The sequence below is a fragment of the Streptomyces sp. NPDC056224 genome (genome assembly GCF_042267665.1).
GTDB lineage: Bacteria > Actinomycetota > Actinomycetes > Streptomycetales > Streptomycetaceae > Streptomyces.
The window spans coordinates 15,211-30,044 of the sequence record NZ_JBHJTK010000014.1; the positions used below are offsets into that span (position 1 = coordinate 15,211).

Annotated in this window: 14 protein-coding genes; 9 read left to right on the forward strand and 5 right to left on the reverse strand. The window is 72.9% G+C overall.

What is annotated here, in order from left to right:
* The first annotated feature begins 36 nt into the window (after nt 1-36).
* Nucleotides 37-1,134, forward strand: a complete 1,098-nt coding sequence (locus tag ACFCZ1_RS18525; RefSeq protein ID WP_376679335.1) for an alpha/beta hydrolase — start codon at nt 37-39, stop codon at nt 1,132-1,134.
* Nucleotides 1,131-1,922, forward strand: coding sequence for a trypsin-like serine peptidase (locus ACFCZ1_RS18530; protein ID WP_376679336.1), 792 nt, complete (start codon nt 1,131-1,133; stop codon nt 1,920-1,922). The genes ACFCZ1_RS18525 and ACFCZ1_RS18530 overlap by 4 nt, the downstream gene beginning before the upstream one ends.
* A 20-nt stretch (nt 1,923-1,942) precedes the next feature.
* Here ACFCZ1_RS18530 and ACFCZ1_RS18535 read toward each other — a convergent pair whose 3' ends face one another.
* The 3 genes from ACFCZ1_RS18535 to ACFCZ1_RS18545 form a co-directional block, all read right to left on the reverse strand.
* Nucleotides 1,943-2,878 carry an EamA family transporter gene (locus ACFCZ1_RS18535; protein ID WP_376679337.1) on the reverse strand — a complete coding sequence of 312 codons (936 nt, stop codon included), beginning with the start codon at nt 2,876-2,878 and terminating at the stop codon, nt 1,943-1,945.
* A 24-nt stretch (nt 2,879-2,902) separates the two neighbouring features.
* Nucleotides 2,903-3,721 (reverse strand): isocitrate lyase/phosphoenolpyruvate mutase family protein, encoded by an 819-nt coding sequence (locus tag ACFCZ1_RS18540; RefSeq protein WP_376679338.1) that lies wholly within the window; start codon nt 3,719-3,721, stop codon nt 2,903-2,905.
* Between the two features lie 107 nt (nt 3,722-3,828).
* Nucleotides 3,829-4,926: a pyridoxal-phosphate dependent enzyme gene (locus tag ACFCZ1_RS18545; RefSeq protein ID WP_376679339.1), complete on the reverse strand. Its 1,098-nt coding sequence runs from the start codon at nt 4,924-4,926 to the stop codon at nt 3,829-3,831.
* Between the two features lie 229 nt (nt 4,927-5,155).
* Here ACFCZ1_RS18545 and ACFCZ1_RS18550 point away from each other — a divergent pair, with 229 nt between their 5' ends.
* The 3 genes from ACFCZ1_RS18550 (at nt 5,156) to ACFCZ1_RS18560 (ending at nt 8,911) form a co-directional block, all read left to right on the forward strand.
* Nucleotides 5,156-6,727, forward strand: a complete 1,572-nt coding sequence (locus ACFCZ1_RS18550) for a S8 family serine peptidase (protein ID WP_376679340.1) — start codon at nt 5,156-5,158, stop codon at nt 6,725-6,727.
* A 127-nt stretch (nt 6,728-6,854) separates the two neighbouring features.
* Nucleotides 6,855-8,021, forward strand: a complete 1,167-nt coding sequence (locus ACFCZ1_RS18555; RefSeq protein WP_376679341.1) for a DUF4190 domain-containing protein — start codon at nt 6,855-6,857, stop codon at nt 8,019-8,021.
* A 137-nt stretch (nt 8,022-8,158) separates the two neighbouring features.
* Nucleotides 8,159-8,911 carry a GntR family transcriptional regulator gene (locus ACFCZ1_RS18560; RefSeq protein ID WP_376679342.1) on the forward strand — a complete coding sequence of 251 codons (753 nt, stop codon included), beginning with the start codon at nt 8,159-8,161 and terminating at the stop codon, nt 8,909-8,911.
* Between the two features lie 408 nt (nt 8,912-9,319).
* On the opposite strand, the gene ACFCZ1_RS18565 is transcribed toward ACFCZ1_RS18560, so the two are convergent.
* Nucleotides 9,320-9,559 carry a hypothetical protein gene (locus ACFCZ1_RS18565; RefSeq protein ID WP_376679343.1) on the reverse strand — a complete coding sequence of 80 codons (240 nt, stop codon included), beginning with the start codon at nt 9,557-9,559 and terminating at the stop codon, nt 9,320-9,322.
* A gap of 383 nt (nt 9,560-9,942) precedes the next feature.
* Here ACFCZ1_RS18565 and ACFCZ1_RS18570 point away from each other — a divergent pair, with 383 nt between their 5' ends.
* The 4 genes from ACFCZ1_RS18570 to ACFCZ1_RS18585 all read left to right on the forward strand — a co-directional run bounded on the left by ACFCZ1_RS18570 (nt 9,943) and on the right by ACFCZ1_RS18585 (nt 13,943).
* Complete coding sequence (locus tag ACFCZ1_RS18570; RefSeq protein WP_328927454.1) at nt 9,943-10,128, forward strand: SPOR domain-containing protein; 186 nt, start codon at nt 9,943-9,945, stop codon at nt 10,126-10,128.
* A 27-nt stretch (nt 10,129-10,155) separates the two neighbouring features.
* On the forward strand, nt 10,156-10,581 hold the full coding sequence (locus ACFCZ1_RS18575) for a (deoxy)nucleoside triphosphate pyrophosphohydrolase (protein WP_376679344.1): 426 nt from the start codon (nt 10,156-10,158) through the stop codon (nt 10,579-10,581).
* Nucleotides 10,582-10,720: 139 nt separating this feature from the next.
* Nucleotides 10,721-11,149: an ATP-binding protein gene (locus tag ACFCZ1_RS18580; protein WP_376679345.1), complete on the forward strand. Its 429-nt coding sequence runs from the start codon at nt 10,721-10,723 to the stop codon at nt 11,147-11,149.
* 184 nt (nt 11,150-11,333) lie between these two features.
* The gene (locus ACFCZ1_RS18585; protein WP_376679446.1) at nt 11,334-13,943 is read left to right on the forward strand and encodes a SpoIIE family protein phosphatase; all 2,610 of its coding nucleotides are present in this window, start codon (nt 11,334-11,336) and stop codon (nt 13,941-13,943) included.
* 168 nt (nt 13,944-14,111) lie between these two features.
* On the opposite strand, the gene ACFCZ1_RS18590 is transcribed toward ACFCZ1_RS18585, so the two are convergent.
* Nucleotides 14,112-14,825, reverse strand: a complete 714-nt coding sequence (locus ACFCZ1_RS18590) for a PspA/IM30 family protein (protein ID WP_376679346.1) — start codon at nt 14,823-14,825, stop codon at nt 14,112-14,114.
* Between the last annotated feature and the right edge of the window lie 9 nt (nt 14,826-14,834).

Genomic DNA, 14,834 nt, shown 5'->3' on the forward strand with positions numbered 1-14,834 from the left:
CCGCAGCGAGCGCCGGAGAAGGAACGGGACAATTCCGTGCAGCATGACCAGCAAGGTGACGGCAGCCCCACGACCAAGGGCGGCCGTCGCCCCAAGCGCCTGCGCCTGATTCTGATCGGCGGTGGGCTCGCGTTCACCCTCGTCGCCGGGGGCGGCGCGGCCGCATACAAATACGGCCTCTTCTCGGACATAGGGGATCCGGTGTCCTTCGGGAAGGTCGACGGCGACGTCAAGCAGAAGGCCGCCAAGGCCTCCGACATCCGCCCGGGCGTACGCATGCCCACCGGCCCGAAGGCCGAGTTCGTCCGCACCAGCCGGCTGCCGGACGGCACCCAGATCGGCCGGACCACGCTCACCGGGGCGAAGTCCGGCTTCACGGGTGACGTATGGGTGTGGGTGCCCAAGGAGTACGACGAGCCGAGGTACGCCAAGAGCGCCTTCCCGGTCCTGATCTCCCTGCCCGGCGGCCGCGGCTACCCCACGAACTACTGGGGGACGGGCCCCGGACTCGGCCTCCAGAAGGCCGTGAGCGACGGGGCGAAGGCCGGTACCAGCCTGCCCTTCATCCTGATCATGCCGGTGCACAACGCCGACACCAAGCATCACTTCGACGCCTCGGACATCCCCGGAGAGCCCAAGATGGGCACCTGGATGGTCGAAGACGTCACTGATTTCACGAAGGCCAATTTCCGCACCTTCACCTCCCGCGACGGGTGGGCCTTCATGGGCTCCTCCGCAGGCGGATTCGGCGCCTTCAAGCACCTCCTGAAGTACCCCGACCGCTTCAAGGCGGCCATCGCGAGCGGCGTCGACATCGTCCCCGACTCCCCGCTGTGGAAGGGGAACACGCAGGCCATGGACGAGAACAACCCGGAGAAGCTCGCCGAGAAGCTGATCAAGGACGGCGGTCCGGACGTCTACATCAACTTCCAGATCGGCACCGCGGAGAGCGGCCGCGAGAAGGCGGAGCAGTTCATGAAGGACTACGGCAAGGGCCCCGTGCACACCACGCTGCAGGTGATCCAGGATGGTGAGCACAACGGAAAGTCGTACGTACGCGGCATGAGGGAGGGCGCACTGGCGTGGATCAGCAAGCAGATGCTGGCACCGGCACCCGACCCCGGCGTGCGGTGAGCCAGGTGGTGAAGGGGGCGTCGGCGGCCGCCGCCGCGGGGATCGCGATGGTGTTCGCCGTCGCGTACCTCAAGGTGCCCGGCGACCGCCCGGTGCTCCCCTTCCCCACCGTCGGCGTGCTCACGGCCAACGGCGAGCACTGGTGCACGGCGAGTGTCGTCGACAGCCCGAAGGGCAATGTCGTCGCCACCGCCGCGCACTGCGTGGCCCCGGGCGGCGAGGACGGCCGGCCGGGCGAGGTCGCCCACGACGGCCATGCCATCGGCGAGCTCGCCTTCGCCCCGGCCTTCTCCGGCGAGGGCTCCGGCAGCCACCCGCTGGGCGTGTGGAAGGTCAGCTCGATCCATGTGGACGAGCGCTGGACGAAGTGGGGCGAGGACACCGCCGACTTCGCCTTCCTCACCATCGCCCCGGACGACGACGGGCGCAGCGTCCAGGAGGCCGTGGGCGGCCGCGCCGAGGCCCCGAAGCCCGAGTGGACCTCCGGCTACCTGCGCGAGGTGACCGTCGTCGGCTATCCGGAGTCCGAGCACAACCCGCAGAACAAGCCCGTCTCCTGCACGACGCAGACCCGCCACGACGAGGACGACCCCGACATGCTGTACATCAGCTGCGCCGGGTTCTGGACGGGGACCAGCGGCAGCCCCTGGATCGCCGACCGGGGCGGCCCGGCCCGGCCGGGCCGCCTCATCGGGGTGCTGAGCGGCGGGGACACGGACGTGGACTCCACGGCCGCACTGTTCGACGAGCACGCGAAGGCGCTGTACGAGCGGGCCGCGCGGGGCTGAGGAGCGCCCGCTCCCGCCGCCTACTTCGTGCGCTCCGTACTGACGATCACGACCACCGCCGCCACGACGATCCCGCCGCCGAGCAGGATCGGCCAGGTCAGGGCCTCGTCGAGGATCAGCGCGCCGAGCGCGACGGCCACGACCGGATTGACGTACGCGTACGTGGACACCAGTGACAGCGGCGCGGCCTGGAGCAGCCACACGTACGCCGTGAAGCCGACGAGCGAACCGCAGACGACCAGGTAGCCGAGGGCCAGCCAGGAGGCGGTGGAGAAGGCCGCCGGGTCCAGACCGCGGTGCTCGCCGCGCGCCAGGCCGACCAGCACCCCCGCCAGCCCGCCCGCCAGCATCTGGTACGCGCTGCCCGTGAAGGGATTGCCCGGCAGGCTCAGCTTCGACGCCGAGAACGAGCCCAGCGACCACAGCAACGACCCGCCCACCACCATCAGGACCCCGGACAGCCGCACCTGCCCGCTCATCCCCGGGCTGGTCAGCACCACGAGCCCGGCCAGGCCGACCAGGACACCGCCCAGGGTGCGCAGCGGCGGCCGGTCCCCGGTGCCCGCCCGCAGCACCGCCACCCACATCGGCACCGCCGCCACCAGCAGGGCGGCCAGCCCGGACGGCACGGAGGTCTCGGCGAGGACCACCAGGCCGTTGCCGCCGAGGACCAGCAGCAGACCGACCAGGACCGCGGAGCCGAGCTGGGCGCGGGTGGCCCTGAGCGCGGCCGGTCCGTACCGCCAGGCGACGGCGGCGGCCAGCAGCAGGCCGGCGGTGATGAAGCGGGCCCCGGCGGAGAGGAAGGGCGGCATCGTCTCGACGACGATCCGGATGCCGAGGTACGTCGAGCCCCAGACGACGTAGACGAGGAGGAGGGCCGTCCACACGGCTCCGGTGGTCTTGCGGTGCCGGGTGGCCGCCGGCTGGGGCTCCACCGGAGTCGATATGCGCATGGACCGGATCCTCTCAGTCTTCGATCAGCTCCTGAGCAGGCTGTTCAGCTCGCCGTACGGAAGGGAGCCCGCGAGCGATCCGTACGTGCCGCCGGAGATCAGCTCCTCGGCGGCGCGGCGGACCACGGCGTACGCGGCTTCGGCGACCCAGGATCCGAGGCTGACGCGGGCGACGCCGAGGGCGCCGAACTCCGCGACCGTCGGGGCGCCGGGTCCGGCGAGGACGTTGAGCGGGGCGTCGATGCCCTTGGCGAGCTCGGCGACGGTGTCCGGGTCGGTGACGCCGGGCACGAAGACGCCGCTGGCTCCCGCCCGGAGGTAGGCGGCGGCGCGGGCGAAGGTCTCGTCGAGGCGGGCCGCGGGGTCGCCGAGGCCCTTGAGGTACGTGTCGACGCGGGCGTTGATGTACAGCGGGACACCGGCGGCCTCGGCCGCGGAGCGGGCGGCGGCCACGCGCTCGGCGTGCTCGGCGGGGGCGCGGGTGCCGTCCTCGATGTTGATGCCGGCCGCGCCGGCGGCCAGCACCCCGGCGACGGTCTCCGCGACGGCGGCGGGGTCGGCGCCGAAGCCGCTCTCGATGTCGGCGGTGACGGGGACGGAGACGGCTGCGGCCACGCGGGCGACGAGGTCGAGGGCGCGGTCGCGGGCCAGGGCGTCGCCGTCGGGGGAGCCGAGGGACCAGGCGACGCCGGCGCTGGTGGTGGCGACGGCCGACGCGCCGGCCGCCTCCACGACGAGGGCGCCCGCGACGTCCCAGGCGTTGGCCAGGGCGAGGGGGGCGGCGGGCGTGTGCAGCCCCGCGAACGCCCTGGCCCGGGCGGCGAGGTCAAGGGTGTTGGTCATGCGCCCAGTTCAGCAGACCGGCCCGGCCGGGGCGCGCGAGTTTCCGACATCGAGGTCCGGCGGCGGCTCCGTGGCGGGCGGCCCGCACCGGCCGCCGCAGCGGGCCCCTACTTGGGGCCCGCGCCGCACAGGGGGAGGACCGCCGTGCGGCCCCGGAGGGGGTCCTCCGGGGCCAGCGGGCCGACCGCGGCCCAGCAGGCCGCCGCCGTCGGTTCCACGAAGAGCCCGCGGCGGGCCAGGTCCTGCTGGGCCGCGCGCAGGCGGTCCTCCGGGACCGTCAGGAACGTGCCGCCGGACTTGCGGACCGCGGCCAGGATCTGACGGGCCCGCGGCGGCGCCGGGATCGCGATGCCCTCGGCCAGGGTGGGCCGCTGCTCCACCGGCTCCGCTTCCTGCGCGCCCGACGCGAACGCCCGCGCCAGCGGGGCCACCTCCTGCGCCTGCACGGCGATCAGGGCCGGCGGCCTGACCCCGCGCCGGGCCAGTTCCTCCACGGCCAGCGCGGCACCCAGCAGCAGGGTGCCGTTGCCCACCGGGACGACCAGGGCCTCCGGGAGCCGTCCCCCGAGCTCTTCCCAGACCTCGTACACGTAGGTCTTCGTACCGTGCAGGAAGTAGGGGTTGTAGACGTGGCTCGCGTAGAAGACCCCCGCCTCGTCCGCGGCCTCCCGGGCCGCCGTCGCCGTGGCCTCCCGGCCGCCCGGGACCACCCGTACGGCCGCCCCGTGCGCCCGCATCCGGTCCGTCTTCTTCTCCGACGTGCCCTCCGGCACGAAAACTTCACAACTCAGCCCGGCCCGGGCGCAGTACGCCGCCACCGCGGCCCCCGCGTTGCCGCTGCTGTCCGCCACCACCCGCCGCGGGGCCAGCCGCCGCGCCAGCTCGGCGAGCATCACGGCGCCCCGGTCCTTGAACGACAGCGTCGGCATCAGGAAGTCGAGTTTGGCGTGAACCCGCTCTCCCAGCGACACCATGGGAGTGTGCCCCTCCGCCAGCGACACGGAGAAAGCCCCCGGCAGCGGCAGCGCCGCCGCGTACCGCCACAGTGAGTTCGGCCCGGCGGACGGTTCCAGTACACCGGCCGGATCCGGCGTGAAGTCGAGGTCCCAGGGGCTGCCGCAGACCGGGCAGCACCACGGGGCGGTCCGGACGTCCGCGCGGGTGCCGTCCTCGGGACAGAGGTAACCGGGGAGTGCGTGCGTCATGTGCGGGGCGCCTTTGCTCAATCATGGCTTGCGTATGGCATGGATGTTACGGCTCGGCCGTCCTCTTGTGGGCGGCGACGACGGTGCGTCAACCTTTTGGAGGCGAAAGCTCGTTGGGCCGATTGGATTGTCATGGGCATGGCGATCTCGCCCTGTCCGTGCGACCGTGCGGCGCGTACGGCACCGCCTCACCCCCCGCAGCGCACCACCTATGAGGAGGACCCCTCACATGTCCGTGATGCGTCACACCCGCCGGAAGATCGCCGGCGTCAGCGCGACCGCCGTCGTGGCCCTCGCGCTCGGCGCGGCCGCCGCGTTACCCGCGTCCGCGGCCGACAGCGCCCCGCTGGGCGTCATCGAGAACGCCGGGGCCGCCGGAACCGTCTCCGGCAGCTACATCGTGACCCTGAACGACTCCGCCGCCCGCTCCACCGCCGACAGCGGCAAGGCCGTCGCCGAGCGGTACGGCGCGAAGATCGACCGGACCTACAGCGCGGCCCTCAACGGCTACTCCGTCGAGGTCTCCGAGGCGCAGGCCAGAAAGCTGGCCGCCGACCCCGCGGTCAAGTCGGTCGTCCAGAACCGCGTCTTCACCGTCGACGCCACCCAGCCCAACCCGCCGTCCTGGGGCCTGGACCGCATCGACCAGCGGGCGCTCCCGCTGAACCAGAGCTACACCTACCCGGACAAGGCCGGCGAGGGCGTCACCGCCTACATCATCGACACCGGCGTCCGCAAGACGCACCAGGACTTCGGAGGCCGTGCCTCCGACGGCTACGACGCCATCGACAACGACAACACCGCGCAGGACGGCCACGGCCACGGCACGCACGTCGCCGGCACCGTCGCGGGCGGTTCGTACGGCGTGGCGAAGAAGGCCAGGATCGTCGGCGTCCGCGTGCTCGACAACAACGGCTCCGGCACGACCGCCCAGGTCGTCGCGGGCATCGACTGGGTGACGCGCAACGCCGTCAAGCCGGCCGTGGCCAACATGTCGCTCGGCGGCGGCGCGGACTCCGCGCTCGACACCGCCGTACGCAACTCCATAGCCTCCGGCATCACCTACGGCGTCGCCGCGGGCAACGAGTCTACCGACGCCTCGACCAAGTCCCCGGCGCGCGTCGCCGAGGCCATCACGGTCGGCGCCACGACCAGCACCGACGCGAAGGCCAGCTACTCCAACTACGGCTCGATCCTGGACATCTTCGCGCCGGGCTCCTCCATCACCTCCTCGTGGGGCACCGGCGACACCGCCACCAACACCATCTCCGGCACCTCCATGGCCACCCCGCACGTCGTGGGCGCGGCGGCCCTGTACCTGTCGCAGAACCCGTCGAGCACCCCGGCCCAGGTCCGGGACGGCCTGGTGGCCGCGGCCACGCCGGGCGTCGTGACCGGCCCCGGCACCGGTTCCCCGAACCGCCTGCTCAACGTCGGCGCCGGCGGCACCGTCCCGCCCGGCCCGCGCTTCGAGAACACCGCGGACTACGCGATCAACGACAACGCGACCGTCGAATCGCCGGTCACCGTCAGCGGAGTCTCCGGCAACGCCCCGGCGGCCCTGAGCGTTCCGGTCGACATCAAGCACACCTACATCGGTGACCTGAAAGTCGACCTGATCGCCCCCGACGGCACCGTCTACACCCTGCACAACCGGGCGGGCGGCAGCACGGACAACATCAACCAGACCTACACGGTCAACGCCTCCTCCGAGGTGGCGAACGGCGTCTGGAAGCTGCGCGTGAACGACAACGCGAACATCGACACCGGCAAGATCGACTCCTGGGCGCTCCAGTTCTGAGCGCCTGAACCGGGCACACCGGCCGAGCCGCGACGAACGGGCGGGGGCGACCGACGAGACGGTCGCCCCCGCTGCGTACTATTCGCGAATTCGTTCGCACGCCCCCTGTGATGGAGCCCCTCGCCCCGTGAGCACGCCGCCGAGCCCGCCCCCCGGACCTGGCCACTCCTGGCCCCCGCCCGCCCCGCAGCCGGTGTGGGCGCCGCCCCCCGGCTACGGACGGTCGCCGTCGCAGCCGGAGCTCAACGGCTTCGCGCTGGCCTCGCTCCTCGTCGGGCTGTTGTGCCTGCCGCCGCTGGGCGTCGTCTTCGGCGTCGTGGCCCTCGTGCAGATCGCGAAGAAGAGGCAGAGGGGCAGGGCACTGGCGATCGTGGGTCTGGTGGTGTCCGTGGTGATGACCGGGGTCCTGGCGGTCACCGTCGACCGGGTCGGCGCGGCGGTCCGCGACAGGATCGACGCGATGGGCGAACTCGGCGACGTCGACGGAGACCTGACGGACCTCGACGACCTGCGGGAGGGCGACTGCTTCAACGTCCCGGGCGGAGACCTGATGGCCGATCGGCCCCTGACCTACAGGGTCGACTGCGCGCAGGCGCACCACGGAGAGGTCACCGCGTCGAAGGCGGCGGACCCGGGGGACCTCCCCGGATCGGCCGAGGCGGACCGCGCGTCCGAGGACGCCTGCTGGAAGGCGCAGGACGAGTACGCGATGGACACATGGGCGCTGCCCGCCTACGCGGACATGTTCTACTTCGCGCCCTCGCGCCAGTCCTGGCGGCAGGGGGACCGGCGGCTGCTGTGCGTGATCGGCACGACCGAGGAGGAGCAGCGGGGCAGCCTGCGGCGGGACGCGCGCATGCTGAAGCCCGAGCAGTCGGCCTTCCTGCGGGTGGCGAACGCGGTCGAGTTCCTCGTCGGCCGGCCGCCCGAGGAGGAGATCGAGGACGCGCTCCCGGAGCACCAGGCGTGGGCGCGCGAGGTGTACGCGGCGCTGGGCGAGGAGGCGAAGGTGCTGGAGGCCGACAAGGCGCGGGCGGGGCTGGACAAGGCCGTCCAGGCGCAGCTGAAGGAGATCGAGGCGGCCCGCGCGGCCTGGCAGCGGGCCGCGCAGGCGAGGACGGCGGCGGACTTCGACAAGCAGTGGGGCCGGGCCCTGGGCGCGATGTCCGTGGACACGGAGAAGGCGCTGCGCGGCGCGTACGGGCTGTCGACGGACGTTCCGGAGTGGCTGGAGGAGTCCTCGGGGAGCCCGGACGGCGGGGCGGCCCGGGGCCCCTCGGCGCAGGCCGCCTGATGTCATCGGGGTAACGCGCGGTAACGGGTTTGGGTGACCTGGTTTCATCACTTCGGGTGAAACTCTGGCCCTTGCTTGCGATGCTCAACCGTCGGTTGCCAGGGTGTAGCTGTCTGTCAACCTGATGGGAGTGGCCAGTGACTTTCGGTGAGCAGCCGGCCTATCTGCGCGTGGCCGGGGATCTGCGGCGGAAGATCGTCGACGGTTCCCTCCCCCCGCACGCCCGGCTCCCCTCGCAGGCCCGCATCCGCGAGGAGTACGGGGTCTCCGACACCGTGGCGCTGGAGGCGCGCAAGGTCCTCATGGCGGAGGGCCTGGTCGAGGGTCGGTCCGGGTCGGGTACGTACGTACGGGAGCAGCCGGTGCCGAGGCGGGTCGCGCGCGCCGGCTACCGCACGGGCGGTGCCTCGACGCCGTTCCGCCAGGAGCAGGCGGAGGCCGGCGCGCGCGGCACCTGGGAGTCCAGCAGTGAGCAGGCGGCGGCCCCGGCGGAGATCGCCAAGCGGCTCGGCATCCAGCCGGGCGAGCGGGTGATGCGGACGCGGTACGTCTTCCGCGACGCGGGGGAGGCGATGATGCTGTCGACCTCCTGGGAGCCGCTGGCCGTGACCGGCCGGACCCCCGTGATGCTGCCGGAGGAAGGTCCGCTGGGCGGGTCCGGGGTGGTCGACCGGATGGCCGCGATCGACGTCGTCGTGGACAACGTCGTGGAGGAGGTGGGCGCCCGTCCGGGGCTGGCGGAGGAGATCCTCCTCCTGGGCGGGGTCCCGGGCCACATGGTGCTGGTGATCGGGCGCACCTACTTCGCCTCCGGCCGCGCGGTGGAAACGGCCGACGTGGTGGTGCCGGCCGACCGGTACCGGCTGGCGTACCACTTGCCGGTGCGGTGACCGGGGTGGGGCGCCGCTGCCGGGAGGGGCCGGGCCCCCGACGGCGGTCCGCACCGGAGAGCGAGGCCGGGGTCCGGGGGGTCTTTCACACCCTGGTGACGCGGGGGGCGGGGGCGTGGCGCCGGTGCACGCCTTCTTCCTGCACCCGGTGACGAAGGCCGAGCGACGGTTGTGCGCCCCGCCGGTGGGGGCAGGCCGGTGGGGGCAGGCCGGTGGGAACCCGGGCTGGAATCCGGGCTGAACCGCTCCGGCGGCGGGGAGGCGCGGGGCCGCAACGTCCCGCACGCGCATGGACGGGCCGCTGTCATCGGACCGGCCGCGCGCTCATCCCGGCCGCCGGGAGGGCGGCGTCTTGTGCGGGAAGCGCGTCGGGCCCGCTGCCGCGAGGTGAGCGGCAGTTCCCCGGCTTCAGCCGGAACCCTGTGCGGTCAACCCGGCAGGTTTCGGCGCGATGGTGAGCGCCTCCCCCGTCTCGATCCTCGCCGTCTTCGGGCTGTTCGGCACGCACGCCGAGGCCTGCCCCGCCGTCGTCGCGGCCGGACTCGCCCTCCTCCTCTGCCCGTTGACCGCCTGGATGACCAGCGGGAAGTGCCGCCCGGCCCGGCCGGACACGGCGAACGGGCCGGAGGCCGACGTCGAGGACGTCACCGCCGCCCGCCTCTGCTCCGCCTGCGGGACGGCCCGCGCAATCCCCGGCATCGCCGGCCGGCCCCGTCCGGTCAGGGCCGTCCGCTCCCCGTGCCGCTCTCCGCCCGCTCCCCGTGCCGCTCTCCGCCCGCTCCCGCGGCGCGACCTGCGGGGACGTCCGCCGCACGGCCCCCGCGCGTCCGGCGCGGTGATCCTTCCGGCGCCCTCCGTGCGCCGGGTATGCGCCGGAGCGCACGGCCCGCTCGGACGCATGGCCGGATGCGTACGCCCGCCAGGTATCTCTTCGTGAAAAACCGTATCCGCTCCGTAAAGTCCGGGCGTAAGCTCAGGCATATGCGCAATGCGGTTTCCTGGAGGGGTACGCCGGCGGAGGGTGAAACGCGATGAACGACAGCGGTGCCCTGCTCCCGTGGCACGTCATACGTCAGGACGACAACGGCAACCGCTACCGGGTGGGCCGTTACCCCACCCGGGCCGAGGCCCAGAAGGTCGTCGACAGCCTCGACGACCGAGGACACAAGCAGCTCTACTGGGTCGAGCGGATCGGTCAGACCGCCACGATGAATTGAGCGTCAGTGTTGACATAGGCTCCGCCCATGACTGTACGAGTGGTCGTGGGCGGAGCCCTTTGTCATGAGGGGCGCCTGCTGGCCGCCCGCCGCAGTGCGCCCCCGGAGCTGGCCGGACGCTGGGAGCTGCCGGGCGGCAAGGCCGAGCCCGGCGAGTCCGTCCCCGAGGCGCTGGTACGCGAACTGCGCGAGGAGCTCGGCGTCGAGGCCGAGCCGCTGGAGCGGATCCCGGGGGAGTGGCCGCTGAAACCCGGTCTCGTCCTGCACGTCTGGACCGCCCGTCTGGTCTCCGGCGAGCCCGCGCCGCTGGAGGACCACGACGAGCTGCGCTGGCTGGGGCCCGAGGAACTGGAGTCCGTGGACTGGCTCGACCAGGACCGGCCCGCCGTCGCCGAGGCGGGGCGCCGGCTGCGCGACGGGGGCGCAGGGGGGCGCGTGACGCTCGCGCTGTAGGCCGTCTGCGCCACAGTGCGCCGTGCGTGGGGATCGGGTGGTACGGCGCCCCAAATATGGGGTATGTCGGTATTAATCCCTGTCTCGTCCCCCCTTTCGTCCCCGACGAACCGGACTGGGGTCCCTGCTGGCCCGGGAAGTGATCGGCGTGATCGACACAGACGGCGAATGTGCCGAGTGGGCCTTCCCCGCCGAGCCCGGTGCCGTCCGCACCGCCCGCAACGCCGTGCGCGGCACCCTCCGGGACTGGGGCCTGGACTCCGTCGGCGATGTGACCGTCCTGCTGGTCAGCGAGCTCGTCACCAACTCCCTGCGGTACGCCTCCGGCCCCATCGGTGTCCGTCTGGAGCGGCGGAATTCGGCCGCCCCGAACACGGGGAGCGTCGCCGCGCTGCTCGTGGAGGTTTCCGATCCGCTTCCGGATCCGCCCCGCGAGCGGGAAGCCAGACCCGACGACGAGGGCGGCCGGGGGCTGCATCTCGTCGCCGTCGCCTCGAAGCGCTGGGGGACGCGGCACGGGAAGTCGGGCAAGACAGTGTGGTTCGAATTGGCTCTTCCTGGTGAGTAACAAGGTGTAGGGCGACTGGGGGTACCCCCGGACGAAGTCCGGGGGCGATCACCGGATGTGGCTCGAAACGAACGGGACCGTTTTGTGATCGTGAACGCCGTGCCGTCCGGGGCCGTGGTGCTGAATACTGCGGTGATGGCCGGTCCGGTTGCGGTGAGCTGGAGGGGACGGTCGCGTGAGCGAGATACCTGCGCAGGCACATCAGACCAGTGTGCCCGGGGAGGCATGGCACGACTCCTTGTGGCACAGCAGTCCGCCTGGCTCGATATATGACTACATAAAGGTTGCCTCCTTCTCGATCGGGCCCGACGGCCTCATCGATCAGTGGAGCCTGCGCGCCGAAGAACTCTTCGGGCTCACCGCAGTTCAAGCGGTGGGCCGGGATCCGGTCGATGCCTTCATGCCGCCCGAGTTGCGCGCCGGCGGACACCGCCGCGTCGCCGAGATCCTCGACGGCAAGGAGTGGACGGGCCTGGTCCCCTTCCGGATCCCGGGCGGGAACGGCGAGCACGGCGTGGCCGAGATCTATGTGATGCCCACCCAGACCGAAGCCGCCGAACGAGCCGCGCTGTGCGTCGTCGTCGACGTACGCGCGCTGCGGCGGATCGAATCCGACCTGGCGGCCTCGCAGGCCATATTCGGCCAATCTCCCTTCGGTTTCCTGCTCTTCGGTCCGGACCTCACCGTGCAGCGCGCCAACCGCCGCTTCGCCACCGTCTTCGGCGGCGCCGCCGAAGAGCACCGGGGCCGGACCGTGCACGACTACCTCCCGGTGCACGAGGCCGACCGGATGGCCGAGGCGCTGCGCCGGGTACTGGAGACGGGGGACTCGGTGACCGATCTGCGGATCACCGGGGCCACCCCAGGCAGCCGGGAGGACCGCCACTGGTCCATCAACCTCTACCGCGTGCACGGCGGCAGCGGACGCCCCATCGGCGTCGCGGGCATCGGCACCGACGTCACCCGCCGCCACCTCGCCGCCCGCGAGGCCGCCGGGGTACGGCGCAACCTCGCCCTGCTCAACGAGGCCGGCCACCGCATCGGCAACTCCCTCGACCTGGAGACCACCGCCCGCGAACTCCTCGACGTCACCGTCCCCGGCTTCTGCGACCTGGCCGCCGTGGACCTCTACCAGGGGCTGCTGCTCGGCGACGACGACCGGCCCGCGCGACCGCAGGGCCCCGGGGTGCCCTCGCTGCCGCCCGGGCTGGGCGCCGGGCGGGCCCCGTCCGCGCCGCTGCGGCGCGTCGCCTTCGCCTCGGCCGTCTCCGACGCCCCGCTGTCGGGCACGGGCGCACCGGTCTCCGTGGGCGAGACCCACCGCTATCCGGCGGCCTCGCCGGGCGCGCTGGCGCTGCGCACGGCGCGGCCGCGGCTGATCGAGGGCGGACCGGACGGCCTCGTCCAGTCCACGCTGGTCGTGCCGATGGTCGCCCACGACACGGTGGTCGGCCTCGCGCAGTTCTCCCGTACGAAGGGCAGCGAGCCCTTCGGCGAACGGGACCGGGCGGTCGCGGTGGAGCTGGCCGCTCGCGCCGCCGTGTGCATCGACAACGCGCGGCTCTACCGGCGCGAGCACGAGCGGGCGCTCATACTGCAGCGCAGCCTGCTGCCGCCCGGCGATCCGGAGGCGGCCGGCCTGGACATCGCCTGCCGGTACCTGCCCGGGAACGCGGCCACCGAGGTCGGCGGGGACTGGTTCGACGTCATCGAACTGCCCGGCCACCGTACGGCGCTGGTCGTGGGCGACGTGATGGGCCGGGGGCTGCGGGCCGCCGTCGCGATGGGCGAACTGCGCACCGCCGTACGGACGCTGGCGCTGCTCGACCTCGAACCGGCGGAGGTGCTCACCGCGCTGGACGAGATCGCCCGGGGCCTCGGGGCCCCCGGCGGATCCCAGCAGGCCTCGCGTGCCGCCCTGCACTCGCGCGACGCGGACCGCTCCGAGGTCTACCTCGCCACCTGCGTGTACGCCGTCTACGACCCGGTGACGCGCCGCTGCACGATCGCCAACGCGGGCCACATGCCGCCCGTGCTGGTCGAGCCGCCCGACGAGGCCGGCAAGCCGAGGCCGGCGCTGCTCCTGGAGGTGCCGCCCGGAATGCCGCTGGGCGTGGGCGGGGAGCCGTTCGAGGAGGTCGAGGTGGATCTGCCCGAGGGGGCGCTGCTCGCGCTGTACACCGACGGTCTGGTCGAATCCCGCGACCACCCGCTGGAGGAGGGCCTGCGGGGCCTGCGCGAGGCCCTCGCGGACCCGGTCCGCCCGCTGGAGGACGTCTGCGACCACGTCCTGAACACGCTGGACACCCGGCACGGGGAGGACGACATCGCCCTGCTGATGGCGCGGGTACAGGGCCTGCCGCTCGACGCGGTGGGGGACTGGCAGCTGCCCCGCGAGGCCCGGTCGGTGGGCCGCGCACGGGAGCTGGCACGGGCGAAGCTGCCGGCCTGGGGCCTGGAGGGCCTGCTGGACACCACCGAGCTGCTGGTCAGCGAGCTCGTCACCAACGCCCTCCGGTACGGGGAGGGCGAGATCCGGCTGCGGCTGCTGCTCGACCGGACGCTGGTCTGCGAGGTGTGGGACGCGAACCTCGTGCAGCCGCGGCGCCGGCGGGCCCGCGACACCGACGAGGGCGGCCGCGGCCTCCAGCTCGTGGGCCTGCTGTCGGCCGGCTGGGGCACGCGCCGCACCCACCGCGGCAAGACCGTCTGGTTCGAGCTCCCGCTCCCGGGCGCGTCCGCAGAGTCGGTCTCCGAGCTGTCGGCGGAGCAGCTGCTGAGCATGTACGGATAACGCAGGGCGGCCCCCCGTACCGCGACGGGGGGCGGCGTACGCCCACCACGGCTCGCCGCCGGGCCTGTTCCGCCCGGCCGCGGCCCGGGCGCCGCGGGCCGGGCGCCACTTCGACGACAGGCCTGGCCGGTGGCTGTGACCGGCAAACCGTGCCGGTCACAGCACCAGCTAGGCGGTGGCCTTCAGGGCGGCGAGGCGGGCCTCGATCTCCGAGGTCTTGCCGAGGTCCTCCAGGGACTCGAACTGCGCGTCGAGCGAGGACGCGGCCAGTTCCTGCTTGCCCATCGCCATGGCCTCCTCGCGGCGCACCTTCTCCTCGAAGCGGTTCAGGTCGCTCGTCGGATCCATCACGTCGATGTTCTTCACCGCGTCCAGCATCGCGTTCTGCGCCTGCGCGGTCTTCGCCCGGGCCACCAGTTCGTCGCGCTTCGCCTGGAGTTCCGTCAGCTTGGTCCTCATCGAGTCCAGGCCCGACCTGAGCTTGTCGACGACCTGCGTCTGGGCCGCGATCGCCGGCTCCGCCGTCCTCGCCTCCTTCTCCGACTGCATCTGCCGGCCCAGCGCCACCTTCGCCAGGTTGTCGAACCTGTCGGCGTCCGCCGCCCCGCCCGCGGCCCGCAGTTCGTCCGCCTTCCTGCTCGCCGCGAGGGCCTTGCCGCCCCACTCGGCCGCCGCCGCCACGTCCTCCGTGTGGTCCGCCTCCATCATGCGGAGGTTGCCGATCGTCGTCGCGACGGCCTGCTCCGCCTCCGAGATGTTGTTCGAGTAGTCGCGGATCAGCTGGTCCAGCATCTTCTGCGGGTCCTCGGCCTGGTCCAGCAGCGCGTTGATGTTGGCCTTGGCGAGCTGGGTGACGCGGCCGAGGATGGTCTGCTTGCTCATGAGGGGTCT

Coding starts and splice junctions, on each gene's coding strand:
- ACFCZ1_RS18535 (WP_376679337.1), bottom strand. CDS start 2,878: ATGCGCATATCGACTCCGGTGGAGCCCCAGCCGGCGGCCACCCGGCAC.
- ACFCZ1_RS18590 (WP_376679346.1), bottom strand. CDS start 14,825: ATGAGCAAGCAGACCATCCTCGGCCGCGTCACCCAGCTCGCCAAGGCC.
- ACFCZ1_RS18550 (WP_376679340.1), top strand. CDS start 5,156: ATGTCCGTGATGCGTCACACCCGCCGGAAGATCGCCGGCGTCAGCGCG.
- ACFCZ1_RS18545 (WP_376679339.1), bottom strand. CDS start 4,926: ATGACGCACGCACTCCCCGGTTACCTCTGTCCCGAGGACGGCACCCGC.
- ACFCZ1_RS18575 (WP_376679344.1), top strand. CDS start 10,156: ATGACTGTACGAGTGGTCGTGGGCGGAGCCCTTTGTCATGAGGGGCGC.
- ACFCZ1_RS18570 (WP_328927454.1), top strand. CDS start 9,943: ATGAACGACAGCGGTGCCCTGCTCCCGTGGCACGTCATACGTCAGGAC.
- ACFCZ1_RS18540 (WP_376679338.1), bottom strand. CDS start 3,721: ATGACCAACACCCTTGACCTCGCCGCCCGGGCCAGGGCGTTCGCGGGG.